General features: G+C 41.2%; 14 protein-coding genes and 1 pseudogene. 8 read left to right on the top strand and 7 right to left on the bottom strand.

The features are described from left to right. Positions 1-63: 63 nt before the first annotated feature. On the bottom strand, positions 64-1,107 hold the full coding sequence (gene hemF, locus H6G75_RS08235; RefSeq protein ID WP_190979464.1) for an oxygen-dependent coproporphyrinogen oxidase: 1,044 nt from the start codon (positions 1,105-1,107) through the stop codon (positions 64-66). 255 nt (positions 1,108-1,362) lie between these two features. Here hemF and acsF point away from each other — a divergent pair, with 255 nt between their 5' ends. After that, positions 1,363-2,418 carry a magnesium-protoporphyrin IX monomethyl ester (oxidative) cyclase gene (acsF, locus tag H6G75_RS08230; RefSeq protein ID WP_190979463.1) on the top strand — a complete coding sequence of 352 codons (1,056 nt, stop codon included), beginning with the start codon at positions 1,363-1,365 and terminating at the stop codon, positions 2,416-2,418. 204 nt (positions 2,419-2,622) lie between these two features. On the opposite strand, the pseudogene H6G75_RS32920 reads toward acsF, so the two are convergent. Both H6G75_RS32920 and H6G75_RS08220 read right to left on the bottom strand, forming a co-directional pair. Next, positions 2,623-2,772 (bottom strand): annotated as a pseudogene (locus H6G75_RS32920) (type II toxin-antitoxin system VapC family toxin); the annotation flags it as partial. Between the two features lie 136 nt (positions 2,773-2,908). Continuing rightward, positions 2,909-3,142: a hypothetical protein gene (locus H6G75_RS08220; RefSeq protein ID WP_190590284.1), complete on the bottom strand. Its 234-nt coding sequence runs from the start codon at positions 3,140-3,142 to the stop codon at positions 2,909-2,911. 29 nt (positions 3,143-3,171) lie between these two features. Here H6G75_RS08220 and H6G75_RS08215 point away from each other — a divergent pair, with 29 nt between their 5' ends. Then, the gene (locus tag H6G75_RS08215) at positions 3,172-3,342 is read left to right on the top strand and encodes a hypothetical protein (protein WP_190979462.1); all 171 of its coding nucleotides are present in this window, start codon (positions 3,172-3,174) and stop codon (positions 3,340-3,342) included. A gap of 83 nt (positions 3,343-3,425) precedes the next feature. Here H6G75_RS08215 and hetL read toward each other — a convergent pair whose 3' ends face one another. From hetL to H6G75_RS08200, 3 genes are all read right to left on the bottom strand, one after another. Further along, the gene (gene hetL / locus H6G75_RS08210; protein ID WP_190979461.1) at positions 3,426-4,139 is read right to left on the bottom strand and encodes a heterocyst differentiation pentapeptide repeat protein HetL; all 714 of its coding nucleotides are present in this window, start codon (positions 4,137-4,139) and stop codon (positions 3,426-3,428) included. A gap of 279 nt (positions 4,140-4,418) precedes the next feature. Next, positions 4,419-5,492: a nitronate monooxygenase family protein gene (locus H6G75_RS08205; RefSeq protein ID WP_190979460.1), complete on the bottom strand. Its 1,074-nt coding sequence runs from the start codon at positions 5,490-5,492 to the stop codon at positions 4,419-4,421. Positions 5,493-5,631: 139 nt separating this feature from the next. Continuing rightward, the gene (locus tag H6G75_RS08200) at positions 5,632-6,504 is read right to left on the bottom strand and encodes a 6-carboxytetrahydropterin synthase (protein ID WP_190979459.1); all 873 of its coding nucleotides are present in this window, start codon (positions 6,502-6,504) and stop codon (positions 5,632-5,634) included. Between the two features lie 856 nt (positions 6,505-7,360). On the opposite strand from H6G75_RS08200, the gene H6G75_RS08195 reads away from it, so the two are divergent. The 6 genes from H6G75_RS08195 to H6G75_RS08170 all read left to right on the top strand — a co-directional run bounded on the left by H6G75_RS08195 (position 7,361) and on the right by H6G75_RS08170 (position 14,973). Beyond that, complete coding sequence (locus H6G75_RS08195) at positions 7,361-7,543, top strand: hypothetical protein (RefSeq protein WP_190979458.1); 183 nt, start codon at positions 7,361-7,363, stop codon at positions 7,541-7,543. A 121-nt stretch (positions 7,544-7,664) separates the two neighbouring features. Continuing rightward, positions 7,665-8,981 carry a hypothetical protein gene (locus H6G75_RS08190; protein ID WP_190979457.1) on the top strand — a complete coding sequence of 439 codons (1,317 nt, stop codon included), beginning with the start codon at positions 7,665-7,667 and terminating at the stop codon, positions 8,979-8,981. A 30-nt stretch (positions 8,982-9,011) separates the two neighbouring features. Next, positions 9,012-10,661: a hypothetical protein gene (locus tag H6G75_RS08185; protein ID WP_190979456.1), complete on the top strand. Its 1,650-nt coding sequence runs from the start codon at positions 9,012-9,014 to the stop codon at positions 10,659-10,661. After that, entirely contained in the window at positions 10,658-14,101 is a 3,444-nt protein-coding gene (locus H6G75_RS08180) for an SUMF1/EgtB/PvdO family nonheme iron enzyme (protein ID WP_190979455.1), read from the top strand. The genes H6G75_RS08185 and H6G75_RS08180 overlap by 4 nt, the downstream gene beginning before the upstream one ends. A gap of 50 nt (positions 14,102-14,151) precedes the next feature. Beyond that, positions 14,152-14,481, top strand: coding sequence for a hypothetical protein (locus H6G75_RS08175; RefSeq protein ID WP_190979454.1), 330 nt, complete (start codon positions 14,152-14,154; stop codon positions 14,479-14,481). Positions 14,482-14,625: 144 nt separating this feature from the next. Then, positions 14,626-14,973 carry a hypothetical protein gene (locus H6G75_RS08170; RefSeq protein WP_190979453.1) on the top strand — a complete coding sequence of 116 codons (348 nt, stop codon included), beginning with the start codon at positions 14,626-14,628 and terminating at the stop codon, positions 14,971-14,973. 141 nt (positions 14,974-15,114) lie between these two features. Here the strand turns inward: H6G75_RS08170 and H6G75_RS08165 are convergent, their stop codons facing one another. Beyond that, positions 15,115-15,405 (bottom strand): hypothetical protein, encoded by a 291-nt coding sequence (locus H6G75_RS08165; RefSeq protein ID WP_190979452.1) that lies wholly within the window; start codon positions 15,403-15,405, stop codon positions 15,115-15,117.

Genomic DNA, 15,405 nt, shown 5'->3' with positions numbered 1-15,405 from the left:
GTAAAAAGGTAAAAGTTAAAAGGCAAAAGAAAAGAATCTTTTTACTTTTTACTTTTGCCTTTCTTACACCCAATCTCTAGGCTGAAGAAAAACTTCCGTCAATTCCGCTTCTGGGGTTCCTGCTTCTGCTTCATAGCAATATTCCCACCGTGCTAAAGGTGGTAATGACATCAGGATAGATTCTGTTCTGCCCTTGGTTTGTAACCCAAACACTGTGCCTCGGTCGTAAACTAAATTAAACTCGACGTAACGACCCCGACGATACAGTTGGAAATTACGCTGGCGATCGCCATACTCTATTCCTTGTCGCCGTTCTACAATGGGCAAGTAAGCAGGTAAAAAAGCTTTACCGCAAGACTGCACAAACCCAAAGATATTTTCCCAATTGCGCTCTACATTCCCCACTTTTTGGCTGTAAATAGCGGCTGGAGTATCTGTTTGAGAACCGACGTAAAGCTTACCGCTTGCATCTTGATAATCAAAGAAAATCCCCCCAATACCGCGCTGTTCTTGACGATGGCGCAAATAAAAGTATTCATCGCACCAACGCTTAAAAGTTGGGTAATACTCTGGATGGTGAGAATCACAAGCATTTTTAAATGTCTGATGAAAGTGAACCGCATCTTCAGCAAAGGCATAATATGGCGTTAAATCTGCGCCACCACCAAACCACCAAATCGGGCCAGCTTCAAAGTAGCGATAGTTAAGATGTACTGTTGGCACAAAGGGATTACGAGGATGCAACACCATTGAAGTTCCTGTGGCAAAAAACTCATGTCCTGCTGCTTCTGGACGTTGCGTCAAAATCGAAGCTGGTAAATTTTTTCCCCAGACTGCGGAAAAATTCACACCACCCTGTTCAAACACCCGCCCTTCTCGAATCACACGGGTACGTCCTTCTCCACCTTCTTCTCGCTCCCAATAATCTTGTTGAAAGCGTGCTTCTCCGTCAATTTGTTCTAACCCTGTGCAAATCTCATCCTGGATTTTTTGCATGAATTGTAACACTCGCTGCCGTGAATCCTTGGGTATGCTGTTATTCGGTGATGTGAGCAATGTTGTGTGATTTGAAGATTCATGCAGAGACTTATCGGAATGACGGCGCATGGTAAAACCTCTATAATTTCAGGTCGGTGAAATTATCACCACTTAATAACTTTATAGTTATGAATTGAATTTGCAACCGATAAGTTTCAAAACTTAATAAACTATCCTAACCCCTGTCCTCTAAAGCTTTGCTCTAATATCTGTAGTCTGGTAATTTCCGACTTTACTGAAGGATTGTAAAGAGGTCTAGCCAAAGAATCCAACTTATCATAACTTGATAGTTATGAAATTATTTACTTGATTACCGTATTACTTATGGTTAATACTCTGCCCAAGCCAGGAATTAAAACCCCCACCAAAGAAACTGTACTCACTCCCCGCTTTTATACAACAGATTTTGAAAAAGCAGCCAACCTAGATTTGTCTACTCAAGATACAGAATTGCAGGCAATGTTGGCAGAGATGCGAGCCGACTACAACCGCCACCACTTTGTTCGGGATGAAGCATTTGAACAGTCCTGGGAACACATTGAAGGTGAAGCGAGACAGGCGTTTATTGATTATTTAGAACGCTCTTGCATTTCCGAATTTTCTGGCTTTTTGCTGTTCAAGGAGTTGTCGCGCAAGCTGAAAAATCGCAGCCCCTTACTAGCAGAGATGTTTCAACTCATGGCGCGAGATGAAGCTCGTCACGCCGGCTTTCTCAACAAAGCAATGGGGGATTTTAAGCTCTCCCTAGATTTAGCAATGGTGACGAAAACCCGCACCTATACGTTTTTCCCAATAGAATGGGTACTCTACACCGTCTACCTCTCAGAAAAAATCGGCTATTGGCGTTACATCATTATTTACAGACATCTACAACAGCACCCGGAAAACCAGTTTTACCCCATCTTCCGCTACTTTGAGAGTTGGTGTCAGGACGAAAATCGCCACGGAGATATATTTAAGGCGCTGTTACGTTCTCAACCACAACTTTGGAAGACCTGGAAAGCTAAACTCTGGAGTCGCTTTTTCTTGCTGTCGGTCTTTGCTACCCATACAATGACAGTTCATGAACGATCTGGTTTTTACAGAACTTTAGGACTAGATGCGACAGATTTTGACCGCCAAGTGGTTTACAACACCAATGAAACCGCCGGACGAGCTTTTCCTGTAATGTTAAATACCGAACATCCCCAATTTTTCCCCCGCTTACAACGCTGTGCAGATTACAACTTACAAATTGCAGAAATTGAACGTAGTTCTCAGCCTAAATTTATCAAGCTGATGCGTAAACTACCTTTAATAGCGGCTATTGTCTGGAATTTACTCTTGCTTTATCTCATCAAACCCATTGATGCTGAGGCTTTGCGTGAAACCGTGCGTTAGTCTTGCTTCAAGACATTCTATTTCTATATTACCCAAGCAGTATTCCCATGACTATGAACTGAGTAAACTTTGGACTCAACCTAGAGGTTTCGGCTTCATTCATAGTCTTTACTTGTGGTCGGGAATTACCTGAATCAGTCCCGTTTGAAATGCTGTATCGTAAGTGATGACGGGCAAACTTTCGAGTTCCGCTTGAGCCATGATCATGCGATCAAAGGGATCTCGATGGGCAATTGGTAGACTTCCGGCTCTGAGTGCATGGGCTGAGGTGATTCCAAATTCGATAAATCTTGCCCGATTTAATATCTGTGAATATTGCTCAACGAGTTGTTTTGCTTCAGGTAGTTTCCCAATGCGGTATTTAGTGGCAATTTCCCAAGCAGAAACACTATCACGAAAATGCGATGATCAGGGTTGCGAATGATGTCTCGGCATTCAGTATCGAGTTTTGGGTCATCAAAGAGCCACCATAATAGGATATGTGTGTCAATTAGGTAGTTTCTTCCCATTGCTGAAGTTCTTCTTCCGGTAAGGGTTCAAAAAAAGCATCGCTGAGTTTTCCTGTTAGTAATCCTGGGGTACGCGGTTCAAGTTCGCTTACCGTCAGAGGTTGGGCAGTTTCCCGATTTAAACCTAAGCGAAAGTAGTGAATCAGATCATAAATTTCTGCGAGTTTATCTTCGGGGATGTTTTGCAGTTCTTGGACAATTTTCTGAATCAGCATAAGTCAAATCTTATGTATTTGATGGTTAATTGGGTTTCGGCTTCGCTCAACCTAGAGGTTTCGGCGGCACTGAACCTAGAGGTTTCGGCGGTACTGAACCTGATGGTTTGTATTGCGTTTATGATGGCTGGCGCATCAATGCCATGCAAAATTATATTCATGATGGCAATTACATACGCCAAACTTTTCTTTACCCGTAAATGTATGTTTTTGCAGAATCTCAAGCTCTTTTGTGGTCTTAACAACACTTCTTGACTATGGACTACTACCCGATCGCTCCTATTCAATCATGAATGCTACCATCAGGCATAATTGCTCCTTGAAAATCGGCATTTGTGAGAATAGCCCCCGTTAAGTCTGCGCCTTGAAGATTGGCTTTTCTGAGAACTGCACTTTCTAAATTGGCATAACTCAAGTCTGCACCTTGCAAACTAGCCCCGCTTAAATCTGCGGCTAAGTTACCCCACTGTATTGTTTTACTCAGATTAGCTCTACACAACTTGGCTTGATCTAAGTTAGCGTGATGTAAAGAAGCTGCTCTCAGGTCAGCGTAACTCAAATCTGCTCCAGTTAACAGTGCGTATCCTAAATCTGTGCGCTGGTTAGAACTAGGACGCAAATCAACTTGAAACAGCAGTGAACGCGATAAGTTTGCTTTATGCAAATTAGCACCACATAAACTTGACTTAATTAAGTTAGTTTCTTCTAACCGAGTATTAACTAATTTCGCACCCGTTAAATCAGCTTCTCGCAAAACAGCACGATATAAATCTGCTTCACTTAAATCTATACCCCAAAGAATAGATTCACTCAAATCTGCTTCTCGTAAACAAGCTTGGCTCAGATTAGTTTTACCCAGTCTGGTTTGACGCAAATCAGCATAGCTAAAGTCTACACCTGTAAGGTTGGCATTAGTTAATTCTGCTTCTTGCAAATTCAGTTTTTGGAAGTTTCTTTTACCAGCAACATAGGATTTGAGAATGTCATTTATGTTCATAAATTAATGTTAAAAATTTCCAGTTTCAGCAATTACTTTAAAACTTAATTGTAATTAAATATGAGTTCGATGAATCATTTTTCGTCTTTTTGATGATGTTTGTCGAACTCAAGTTAATTAAAGCGTAGCATTAGCCACAACGCAGATTTAGCAATAAGTGATACCATGCTTGGTTAATCAGTTATGATTCGAGAAATCTGTGCAGAAAGACAAAACTCTTTCTCCCCCTGCACCCTGCCCCCTGCGGTTTTTATGATAAGTCTTTTACCAGACATGATCTTAAGCCGTCAAATCTGCCATCAATTCTGCAACAGACATCATGCGCCCAGGATGGCTAACATTAGCACCAGAAAAAATTAAACCATGTTCCACATCACCACGGGCAGCTTGCGCTAGGGCATTGAGTAAGCAGTAGGTTTTGCCTTTGTCTCGAAACAGACAAGTTTCTAAACAGTTAGCAATACAAGACCTTTTCTGTGATGAATCTGCCATTATTTCCTCGGCGAAGGAGTTGCGTAAAGCCCGACTCGGTTTGCCGACGGGACTGGGTACAGTAACAATATCTGCTATATTCGCTTGCAAATGACGTTCTTTATAACGCTGATTGGCATCACATTCAATTGTGGTGATAAAGCGAGTACCTATCTGCACGCCATCAGCGCCAATTGCTAACATTTGATCAATATCGTGGCGATCGCTAATTCCACCTGTGACAATCAAAGGTATCCTTGCACCCATTGTCTGGGCTAAATAATCTCGAATTTGCGAAATCACCCAGCCAACTGAAAACCCTGGCACATTTATCTGTTCACATTGGGTAAAATGTCCCCCTACCTTCTGGCAGTTTTCCACAATTAAAGCATCGGGTAAACGATTATATCGATTTTTCCAAGTTTGACAAAGAAACTGAGCTGCATCAAAATTAGCGATCGTTGGTACCAGGGCAACATCAGGAAAATCAGCCGTGTACTCTGGTAAAGTTAAAGGCATTCCTGCCCCAGTCACAATTAAATTTGCACCCTCAGCTGCGGCGGTTGTGGCTAATCCGGCGTAATCTTTCGTACCGACAAGAATATTTACACCTATCACCCCATCAGGGCTGATATATCTGGCTTTAGACAATTCATCAATCAGTGCGAGTCGATTGGCTGTGAAAAAACTACTCGGTTTGCGTTGATTAAAGTAGGGAGAATCTAAACCCAGTCCCAGAGAAGCAATCATCCCCACGCCCCCAGCATTAGCAACTGCGCCAGCCAATTGTGCGCCAGCAACCCTAACTGCCATTGCCGCTTGCATAATGGGATAACGGGCAATATGTTTACCAATTTGCAAGGGATGAAGCGTCGAGGACATTTGATAATTACTCATTATTAACTAAATAACTAAAGAGTAATTTTATCATCTCCGTGTGACTTTTCTTGGATAGTCATCCTTTGCATAGATTTCTGTTGATGAAAAATTAGAGACGCAAAATTCCGCGTCTCTAGAAAAACTACAACCTAGCTAAAACAGGTTGGCTATCTGCTACACCGACAGTATTTGATTCTGTATCTGTGCAGTAGATTTCGCAGGAGTTATTGGGGCTTTCGATGAGTTTGACTTTGTAAAGCTTGGCTCCTAGGTTTTGGATGGGCGATCGCAGTAAATTACTAATATATAGAGCAATATTTTCCGCAGTCGGCACAACCTCAGCAAAATAAGGTACATCTTTATTCAAAAAGGTGTGATCAAATGGTTCTACCACATAATCTGCGATCGCTTTCTGCAATGCACCCAAATCAACAATCATTCCAGTACGTTGATCAATTTCGCCTTTTACAGTCACTTCTAAATGATAGTTGTGTCCGTGGCCATTAGTCCGAGCGCATTTGCCATAAATCTCAGTATTATCTTCTAAGCTGAGATCAGGATGTGCCAAACGGTGTGCGGCACTGAAGTGAGTACTGATACTGAGGTAAGCTTCCATTGAATTTCCCATATAATCTGCCCAAAGTTCAGGATGTTCAAATAACTGTACGCGGACTACAGGCAAGTGGGGTGCTAACCGCCGCCAGATAACCCGTGCAATATTTTCAGTGGTGGGTAGAGTTTCTTGAAATTCTGCCCAGACATCATTGAGATAAGAAAAATCCAGTTGGCTGGTAACTTCGCGTTTAATGACTTGTTTGACATCAGACAAATTCAGCACCATGCCATACTTATCTAGTTCCCCAGCCAGGGAAATAAATAAGACATAGTTGTGTCCATGTCCAGGAAATTTTGAGCCAGCACCAAATTTCTCAAAATTCTCAGCTTCACTCAGTTCGGGTAGCCAATAGCGATGACTAGCCGAAAATTGAGCGCGGCGATTTACGATACATTGCATGAGTACACTGGGAGAAAAATTTAAATTTTCTTAATCTTTCACTTTTTCCAGCATAAACTAATTTCTTTGTCTGTGGTGAAGGGAATAAACTATAAAACACATAATTTGCAGTTTATGACCGCAGGTGAGCCAGCACGTTGGGCTGGTTTCCCGACTTGTAGCCACTGGCGTAGCAGGGGGAAAGGAGAGGGTTTGGAGCTTTATTTACTAAGCCAAAAAACATTTAGTTTGCATATCTAAATTATATTAAACTCTTGTGGGGTGGGCATCTTGCCCGCCCATATTATGCAAGCCTTTTCAGCACATAGCCCTCAGACTGAAGTCTGGGGCTATACAAACTAAACCCGCCTGCGCGGGTTTCAAGATAGTCCGCGTAGGTGGACTTTGTTTGTGTACAAGATGAACCGCGATTTCCTATCGCCTGGTATTTCTTCCAAAAGTGGATACTCTCTATGATATGGCTGCCTTGGCGATCGCTGGCACCAAAACTGAGCAGGCTAAACATCACCAAAACAGTTAAAGCTACTGTGTGACTAGCTTATAAACTGCTGCTTTGCATAACAGCGATATTAATTTTATCAGGACTTACGCAAAATCATGAAAAAACGAACCGCAAAGAGCGCAAAGGACACGAAGTTAAGAGGATTTGAGAGGGTTCTTGCGTAAGTCCTATTTATATGAGATTTTAACTTATCTTAATATGAGTTTTTAGGTTATTTTTCCTGAAAAAATATGAGTTATATAGATTTTATATACATAAAATTAGAACTATTATCTTTTATAGAAAAGCAATAAACAAAAAAACAGAAACTTAAATTTTGTTTTTTGTTTATGAATTAATTTGGAGTAGAATAAAATGGCTAACACACAATTTAACTTAGTTAAACTATTTGATTTTATTAAAGAAAATAATAAAGACTTAAACCCAGACCACTATCAAATTGCTGTGCGTCAGGAAGGAATAGGCGTTCAGATTGTGCTGAAGTATATTCAGGGAAATCCAGATAAAGAAGTTGTAGTTGGGGCAATTGGATTATAAATTTGAGGGGGATGAGTGGCAAAACTTTTGTTACTTGTCCCTTGGATTCTTATTGTAAGTAATAAAATTAATATTGTTTGGCTTTTTAATTAAGATTTAATTTATTTTTGAGGGAATTTATATGTCACTTGAACCAATACCAGGAACTTCATTACAGTACTATTTAGTCCCGTTTGATGCTGCTGGTAATCAACGTGATGATCCTCAAGGTAAAATGAGCCAAAAGATATTAGATATTTTATCTTGTGAGCAAATTACAGATGTTTTTATATTTAGTCATGGTTGGATGAGTGATGTTGCTGGAGCGCGGCAGCAATATAACAAATGGATTGGTGCAATGCACCACAATTTAAATGATATTGCACACATCAAACAAGTATGCCCAGAATTTCGCCCACTTTTAATTGGTTTATATTGGCCGAGTTTGCCTTGGGGTAATGAGGAACTGAGTAATTCTGTGTCTTTTGATTCAAGCTCTATTTCTCCATTAGAGAGCTTAATTGAGGAGTATGCTCAAAGGATTGCTGACACAGATACTTCTCGACAAGCACTCAAAACAATTTTCCAAGCAGCGATGGAAGATATTGCACCTGAGTATATGCCATTAGAGGTACGTCAAGCCTACGAAGTTTTGAACCGAGAATCGGGTTTAGGTAATGATGGTGAAGGAGCAGCACCGGGGAGCGATCGCTTTTCTTTTGATCCAGAAGGTATATTTGAAGCTACTAAAGCAGAACCAGTTAATTTTGGTCAGTTTGACTTAAATGGAATCTTGATGCCTCTACGAGTTCTATCTTTTTGGAAAATGAAAGATAGAGCGCGTCAAATTGGTGAAACTGGAGGTTTTGAGTTACTAACACAACTCCAAAAAGCAACTGCAAATACTGTGCGGTTTCACCTCATGGGTCACAGTTTTGGATGTATTGTTGTCTCCGCCATGTTAGCAGGCTCTGGTGGTCACGGTACTTTAATCCGCCCAGTTAATTCTGTAGCTTTAATCCAAGGTGCTTTATCATTGTGGTCTTATTGTGCAGACATCCCAGTTTTACCAGGTCGTCCAGGTTACTTTCATTCCATCATCGCTAATCATAAAGTTGCTGGGCCGATTATTACTACCCAAACGCAGTTAGACAAAGCTGTTGGGATGATGTATCCTCTCGCGGCGGGAATTCGCCAGCAAGTAGTTTTTGACCCTATGGAATTTCCTAAATTTGGCGCACTTGGTACTTTTGGCGCTCGTGGCCCAGGTTTGGAAATTGTAGATATGAAAATGCTTTCTGTGAATGAACCGTACCAGTTTGCAGCAGGTAAAGTCTACAACTTGGATAGCACTCAATATATCTGTGATACTAGTGATGGAATATTTGTGGGCGCTCATAATGATATAGCTAAACCAGAAGTAGCTCATGCTGTGTGGCAAGCTGCACTTGCTAGTTGAATCAATCAGAAATCAAGGAATAGCCAAATTATGAGTGAAGAATTGCTATTTTTTAATGGAATTGATGGCGCAACTGGTAAGTATTCGCTTCCGCCACTGACACCGATGCAAGTTTCTCAAATTGCTCAGGGTGAAGAAATAGATGTAGAACTTCTCAAAGAACTCCAAAGGAAAAATTTACGCGTCAAAGGTCTAGACCCAGAATATGCACCCATAGAGGGAGTAGACCCGAAAAATTTAGCAGAGACTGGTTGGGGAGTAATTTTTGCTTATGGTGCTGACCCAGCAATTAAAGAAGCACTTAGCCCATTGTTAGAACTGCGTCAAAAGCAAGCTACCCAAAACAAAGAACATTATTATCAGGAATATATTGGCGTTAAAGCTTATCGTCCAGGTGAGACGAAAACTACGTTTTTGGCACGTCATAAAGTAGGGCAAGGGCCAGCCGACCCTGATAAGATGCCTTACTATCTAATGATTGTCGGCGACCCAGAAACAATTCCCTATAGCTTTCAGTACCAACTTGATGTGCAGTATGCGGTAGGTCGAATTTATTTTGACACATTAGAAGAATATGCTCAGTATGCTCATAGTGTTGTCGAAGCAGAAACAGGTAAACTCTCACTACCCCGCAATGCTAGTTTTTTCGGCGTGCGGAACAATGGCGACCAAGCAACTCAACTCAGTGCTGACCAACTAATTAAACCCCTAGCTGAATGGATAGCTCAAGACCAAGCAAGCTGGAATATTCAAAGTATCCTTAAAGATGAAGCTACCAAGGCTCGGTTAGGGCAATTATTAGGTGGTGATCAAACTCCTAGCTTATTGTTTACAGCGAGTCATGGGATGGGTTTTCCCAATGGCGACCCACGACAAGAACGCCATCAAGGGGGGTTACTCTGCCAAGATTGGCCGGGGCCACTCCAGTGGAGAGAAAAAATTCCTGAAGATTTTTATTTTTCTGCGGATGACATTAGTGTAAGCGATCGCCTGCTCGGATTAATCGCTATTCATTTTGCCTGCTATGGTGCTGGTACTCCCAAATTCGATGATTTTGCCCATCTTAAAGCAACTAACGAAAGGTTAACTATTGCTCCGCGTGCTTTTGTGGCTCCTTTACCAAGACGTTTGTTGAGTCATCCCCAAGGAGGAGCATTGGCTGTAGTTGGTCATGTCGAGCGAGCTTGGGGATATTCTTTTATGTGGGAGAGGGCGGGAGCGCAGTTGCAAGTCTTCCAAAGTTCTTTAAAACGCTTGATGGAAGGGCATCCTGTGGGTTCGGCGATGGAATTTTTCAACCAGCGTTATGCTGAACTTTCATCTGATTTGAGTGTTCAACTAGAAGAAATTAAATTTGGTGCGATCGCTGATGACGCAGCTATAGCTACTATGTGGACAGCCAATAATGATGCTCGGAGTTACACAATTATTGGCGACCCCGCAGTGCGGCTACCTGTTGGTGATGAAAACGCTATAGAGCGGCCAGTCATGGAAAAAGTGACTTTCAGTGCTGCACCTATAACAGCAGAAGTATCAGTATTACAGCCAGCGAAGTTGGATTTAATTAAATCGTTAGAAACCTTTTTAGAAAAAGTCCAGCAAGCTCCAGCCTTTGAAGCTGAACAAATTCAAGCAACTGTGTCAGCAGTCAATGATTTACTCTTGGAGTTGAAATCATGAATATCTTTGAAATTACTATTCAACGTAAATATCAAGATAGCTGGCCTGTAGTTGTCGAACATACCAAACCCGGTCAATTCGTACCGATTCGTAATCAAGGCATCCTTGAGATTAATGATGATGATATCGCTGCACTCAGAGCCTTAACTGGACAACCTGAGAAATATGGTGCGGCATTGGGTAAAGCACTATTTCATAATGATATCCGTGACGCATTTGTTAAAGCCTTAGCAACTGTGGGAGATGGTGAAAATAAAAACAACCATCTCCATGTTTTGCTCAACATTGAAGCAGATGATCTCAAAGAACTACGATGGGAAAAACTCTGTATTCCCTTAGATGGAAAATGGGTATTTTTATCACTTAACCAAAGGACACCTTTTTCACTTTACATTCCGGCAATTACAGAGCAACTGTTTCCGGCGATTGGGCGGCGAGACTTGCAGGCTTTGGTTATAGCAGCCAGTCCATCAGGTTTGGGTAGATTTCAATTAGATAGTTTTGATGTGGATGGGGCTGTAGGGAGTATAAAAACAGCCCTTGGTAATCAAATTCCTGGCGATGTTCTAGCAAAAGTTGATGGTGCGATCGGGCTGCCCACTTTGGATGCACTTTTGCAGTGTCTCACAAATAATGAAAAATACTATACATTAGTTCACTTGATCTGCCACGGTAAGTTATTAGCGGATGGAGAGACTGCCATTTATTTGTCCACTGATGACAACCAAGTAGCACCAGTCAACGCAACTACTTTAATTAATAGACTAAGTAAATTACGCCGCGCTCCGCATTTTGTATTTTTGTCTACTTGTGAAAGTGCCAGTAATACAGCAGAAGTAACAGGAGCAATGGGCGGACTAGCACAACGCTTAGTTAGAGAATTGGGTATACCTGCCGTCGTGGCAATGACGGAGAAAGTTAGTATAAAAACTGCTCAAGCTTTAGCTACAACTTTTTATGAAAAATTGAGAGTACATGGCAATGTAGATTTAGCATTGAGCGAAGCAACAGCAGGATTGCAGGGTAGATATGACATAACTGTTCCTGCACTTTTTAGCCGTTTGGGAGGAAGACCGCTATTTAGTGATACTCCAGACCGTCCTCTGACATCCAAAGAAATCAAGTATGCTTTAGATTCTTTAAAAGAATTATTACCAGAACGTGCGCCCATACTGTCTGATGAGTTGAATCAGCAAATAACAGTGCTGAATAGAACATTAAATACTGAAACCAAAGAGGCACTGCAAGAACAGCAGCAGGCTTTGGACGCAATCAATACGATATGTAGCGAAGTCTTGGATTTGAGTTTTCCAGCTTTGGCATTGGGTAAAGAACCACCAGCCTATGACTCACGCTGTCCCTTTCGAGGATTGTACCCGTTCCGCTTGGAAGACCGCGAGTTTTTCTTTGGGCGGGAGCAGTTGATTGCACAACTACAAGAGAAACTGGCGCAAGACAATTTTTTACCTGTGTTGGGGGCTTCTGGTAGTGGTAAATCATCCGTGGTATTGGCAGGATTAATCCCAGCACTACAAAGCCAGCAGCCAAACCTCCAAATGGCTTACATGACACCCACTAGTGAACCAATTGCTGTAATGCAAACAAGTCTATCAACCTTTCAAGGCCAGAATTTTGTATTGGTGATAGACCAGTTTGAAGAATTGTTTACTCTTTGTAGTGATGAAGCACAAAGACAAAAATTCATCGACAAATTAATCAGTTTTAGCCAGCAGCAAAAAGTGATAATTACGATGCGGGCAGACTTTTGGGGAGAATGTGCAACTTACCCCAAACTCAAAGAAATGATGCAGGCTAGACAAGAATTAATTGCACCTATGGATTTAGCCGAGTTACGTCGAGCAATGGAAATGCAGGCTGTAAAAGTGGGTTTGCGGTTTGAAGCTGGTTTGAGCAATTCCATTTTAGATGAAGTCGAAGGAGAACCCGGTGCTATGCCACTACTGCAACACGCATTGTTTGAGTTGTGGAAACGGCGACATGGCAGATGGTTGCGTTGTGTAGAGTATGAGGCCATTGGCGGTGTGAAAAAGGCGATTTCTCAAACTGCCGATGATATTTATAATCGTTCCAAACCAGAAGCACGAGAGCAAATCAAGAATATCTTTGTGCGCCTCACCCGCTTGGATGAAGAAGCTGTGCAAGGTGAGCAACGCCGAGATACACGAAGGCGTGTTGGGTTAGAGGAGTTAGTACCTGTTGGTGGTGAGTTGGCGGTAACTAAAAACCTAGTGCAGCGATTGGCTGGGGAAGGTGCGCGGCTCGTAGTGACGAGTGTAGATGAGTCTACAAATCTTGAAGAAGTGGAAGTTGCTCATGAAGCCTTAATTCGTTACTGGCCAAGATTGCTTGAGTGGTTGAATGAAAATCGGACTGATTTACAACTGCGTGAAACTATCCGTCAAGCGGCTTGGGAGTGGGAGGAAAAACCAACAGACGACAATTATTTAGTACATCGAGGTGGGAGGTTAGAAGATGCTGAGGCGTTATTAAAGAAAAGTGGATTTTTGAATCAGCTTGAGGCTAATTATATCAGTGCTTGTGTGGAATTGAGAGAGCGATCGGCTTTAGAACGTGAGCAAAGGCAACAGCGACAACTAGCACTAGAGCGACAAGCAAGACGCAGATTGCAATGGTTGGTAATTGTGCTAGGTATGATTAGTACCGCTTTCATCGGCTACTTTGCTTATCGTGAAGTATTACGTTGGTATACAATTTGGCAAACTCAAATGGTATCTATCCCTGAAGGTAATGCTACTATTGGCACAAATGATCGTGATGCTAATGAAGATGAAATGCCTGAATGGCATCCTCATATACGAGCTTTTCAAATTCAAAAATTTGAAGTTTCTAATCGTCTATATCGTCTCTGTGTTAAGGCTGGACATTGTGATGAGCCAGTTGACCCTAGTAAGCTATATGATGAGAAATTTTCAGAACACCCAGTAGTACAGGTAACAGCTTTTCATGCAGCTACTTACTGTGATTGGTTAGGAATGCGTTTACCTACAGAATTGGAGTGGGAAAGGGCTGCTCGTGGTGGAAAAGGTAATAAATGGCCGTGGGGGAATGACACTCCTACACTATTTCCTGCAAACGTTTTACCCGAAAATAAAACACAAGGAACTGGTATTATAGAAGTAAATAAACCTACAAAAGACAAAAGTATTGATCCTGAAGGCATTTACAACTTAGTTGGAAATGTTGAGGAATGGACTGCATCTTACTATCAAGAATCTTACTTCAAATATGATCAGAATTTAGTTTGGTTGGATGCCGATCCTAAGCAATTAAAATCAAATTCTTTAGTTGTTAGAGGAGGAAATTGGAGAGATAAGTTACATTCTCTCACATGGAAAATTTCAACGGGTAGAGAGGCTTCATCTCATACTCCACAAACTGGTATACGTTGTGCGAAATAGTGTATCATTTTAGACGATTTTATCAATGAAAACATAAGGGGGAAAATCAGATGGGTACTTGGCATATCGAGGGCAATGGTGAAGTCAGCACAAAAAATAGAGTACCTATTAGCCACATTATTAAGGGTAAACCAAATCTTGTTGCCAACATTGAGATAACCGGAGGAAGTGCTAGTTTTTGTATATGTGAAGCATCAAATAAAGATTCAAATGAGAGTGAGTGGAAAAGAGTTACTTCTTCTAAAACGGGTGACAGTAAAACACATCGTACAATACAATTAACATACGATAAGGGTGATCCTAACAAATGGTACTGGCTTCGTCAGGAAGAAACAACTATTGCAGACTATAGAGTTAATGGAGATTGGGTAATTAGTTGAAATGTAATTAACCTCAATTAGGGTTAAAGACTAAATTCTGATTGCTTGTACAATAGAATAAGGGTTATAAGCTTTCAAAACTAACAACAGACTCAAAGTTTTAGCTTGTCCTAAACTCAATTAAAACATAAGGGAGAAAATAAGATGAGTAGTTTTCATATCCACGAAATCATGATGAGTGGTGTGCATATCCAGGATAATGAAACCATAAGAGTATCTATTAGCCACATTATTAAGGGTAAAAAAAATCTTGTTGCCAACATTGAGATAACCGCAGGAAGTGCTAGTTTTTGTATATGTGAAGCATCAAATAGAAATTCAAATGAGAGTGAGTGGAGACCTGTTACTTCTTCTAAAACGGGTGACAGCAAAACACATCGTCAAATACAAGTAACATACGATAAGGGTGATCCTAACAAATGGTACTGGCTTCGTCAGGAAGAAACAACTATTGCAGACTATAGAGTTAATGGAGATTGGGTAATTAGTTGAAATGTAATTAACCTCAATTAGGGTTAAAGACTAAATTCTGATTGCTTGTACAATAGAATAAGGGTTATAAGCTTTCAAAACTAACAACAGACTCAAAGTTTTAGCTTGTCCTAAACTCAAGTTAAACAAAGTCAGTATTCTTCAAACAAATTTCCGCATACAACTTTCAACCCAATTACTATCAAATATCAGTTCATAAATCCGATTATGAACTTTCAAAACACCCTGTTGCTTAACTACTAACTCCGACAACAGCAACTCCTTCTCTTCTGGACTATCAATAACACCCACCTGCCCATGATGGAGGATGTGCTGATATAGTTCTAGTAACCCAACAGGGTAGTGAGTATTCTTGAGGATGCGATCGCACATTATTCGCCAGTGTTCTGGCTCATCTTGAGATTCCCAATTGTCAATAATATGCGATCGCAT

Origin of the sequence: Nostoc sp. FACHB-280, from assembly GCF_014697615.1 — a bacterium.
Lineage (GTDB): Bacteria > Cyanobacteriota > Cyanobacteriia > Cyanobacteriales > Nostocaceae > Nostoc_B.
This window is presented reverse-complemented; position numbering and strand designations above follow the sequence as displayed.

Bases quoted from the DNA above. Each gene is read 5' to 3' on its own strand.
- H6G75_RS08220 (WP_190590284.1), bottom strand. From the start codon at position 3,142: ATGCTGATTCAGAAAATTGTCCAAGAACTGCAAAACATCCCCGAAGAT.
- acsF (WP_190979463.1), top strand. From the start codon at position 1,363: ATGGTTAATACTCTGCCCAAGCCAGGAATTAAAACCCCCACCAAAGAA.
- H6G75_RS08200 (WP_190979459.1), bottom strand. From the start codon at position 6,504: ATGCAATGTATCGTAAATCGCCGCGCTCAATTTTCGGCTAGTCATCGC.
- H6G75_RS08180 (WP_190979455.1), top strand. From the start codon at position 10,658: ATGAATATCTTTGAAATTACTATTCAACGTAAATATCAAGATAGCTGG.
- hemF (WP_190979464.1), bottom strand. From the start codon at position 1,107: ATGCGCCGTCATTCCGATAAGTCTCTGCATGAATCTTCAAATCACACA.
- H6G75_RS08195 (WP_190979458.1), top strand. From the start codon at position 7,361: ATGGCTAACACACAATTTAACTTAGTTAAACTATTTGATTTTATTAAA.
- H6G75_RS08175 (WP_190979454.1), top strand. From the start codon at position 14,152: ATGGGTACTTGGCATATCGAGGGCAATGGTGAAGTCAGCACAAAAAAT.
- H6G75_RS08205 (WP_190979460.1), bottom strand. From the start codon at position 5,492: ATGTCCTCGACGCTTCATCCCTTGCAAATTGGTAAACATATTGCCCGT.
- H6G75_RS08165 (WP_190979452.1), bottom strand. From the start codon at position 15,405: ATGCGATCGCATATTATTGACAATTGGGAATCTCAAGATGAGCCAGAA.
- hetL (WP_190979461.1), bottom strand. From the start codon at position 4,139: ATGAACATAAATGACATTCTCAAATCCTATGTTGCTGGTAAAAGAAAC.
- H6G75_RS08185 (WP_190979456.1), top strand. From the start codon at position 9,012: ATGAGTGAAGAATTGCTATTTTTTAATGGAATTGATGGCGCAACTGGT.
- H6G75_RS08170 (WP_190979453.1), top strand. From the start codon at position 14,626: ATGAGTAGTTTTCATATCCACGAAATCATGATGAGTGGTGTGCATATC.
- H6G75_RS08190 (WP_190979457.1), top strand. From the start codon at position 7,665: ATGTCACTTGAACCAATACCAGGAACTTCATTACAGTACTATTTAGTC.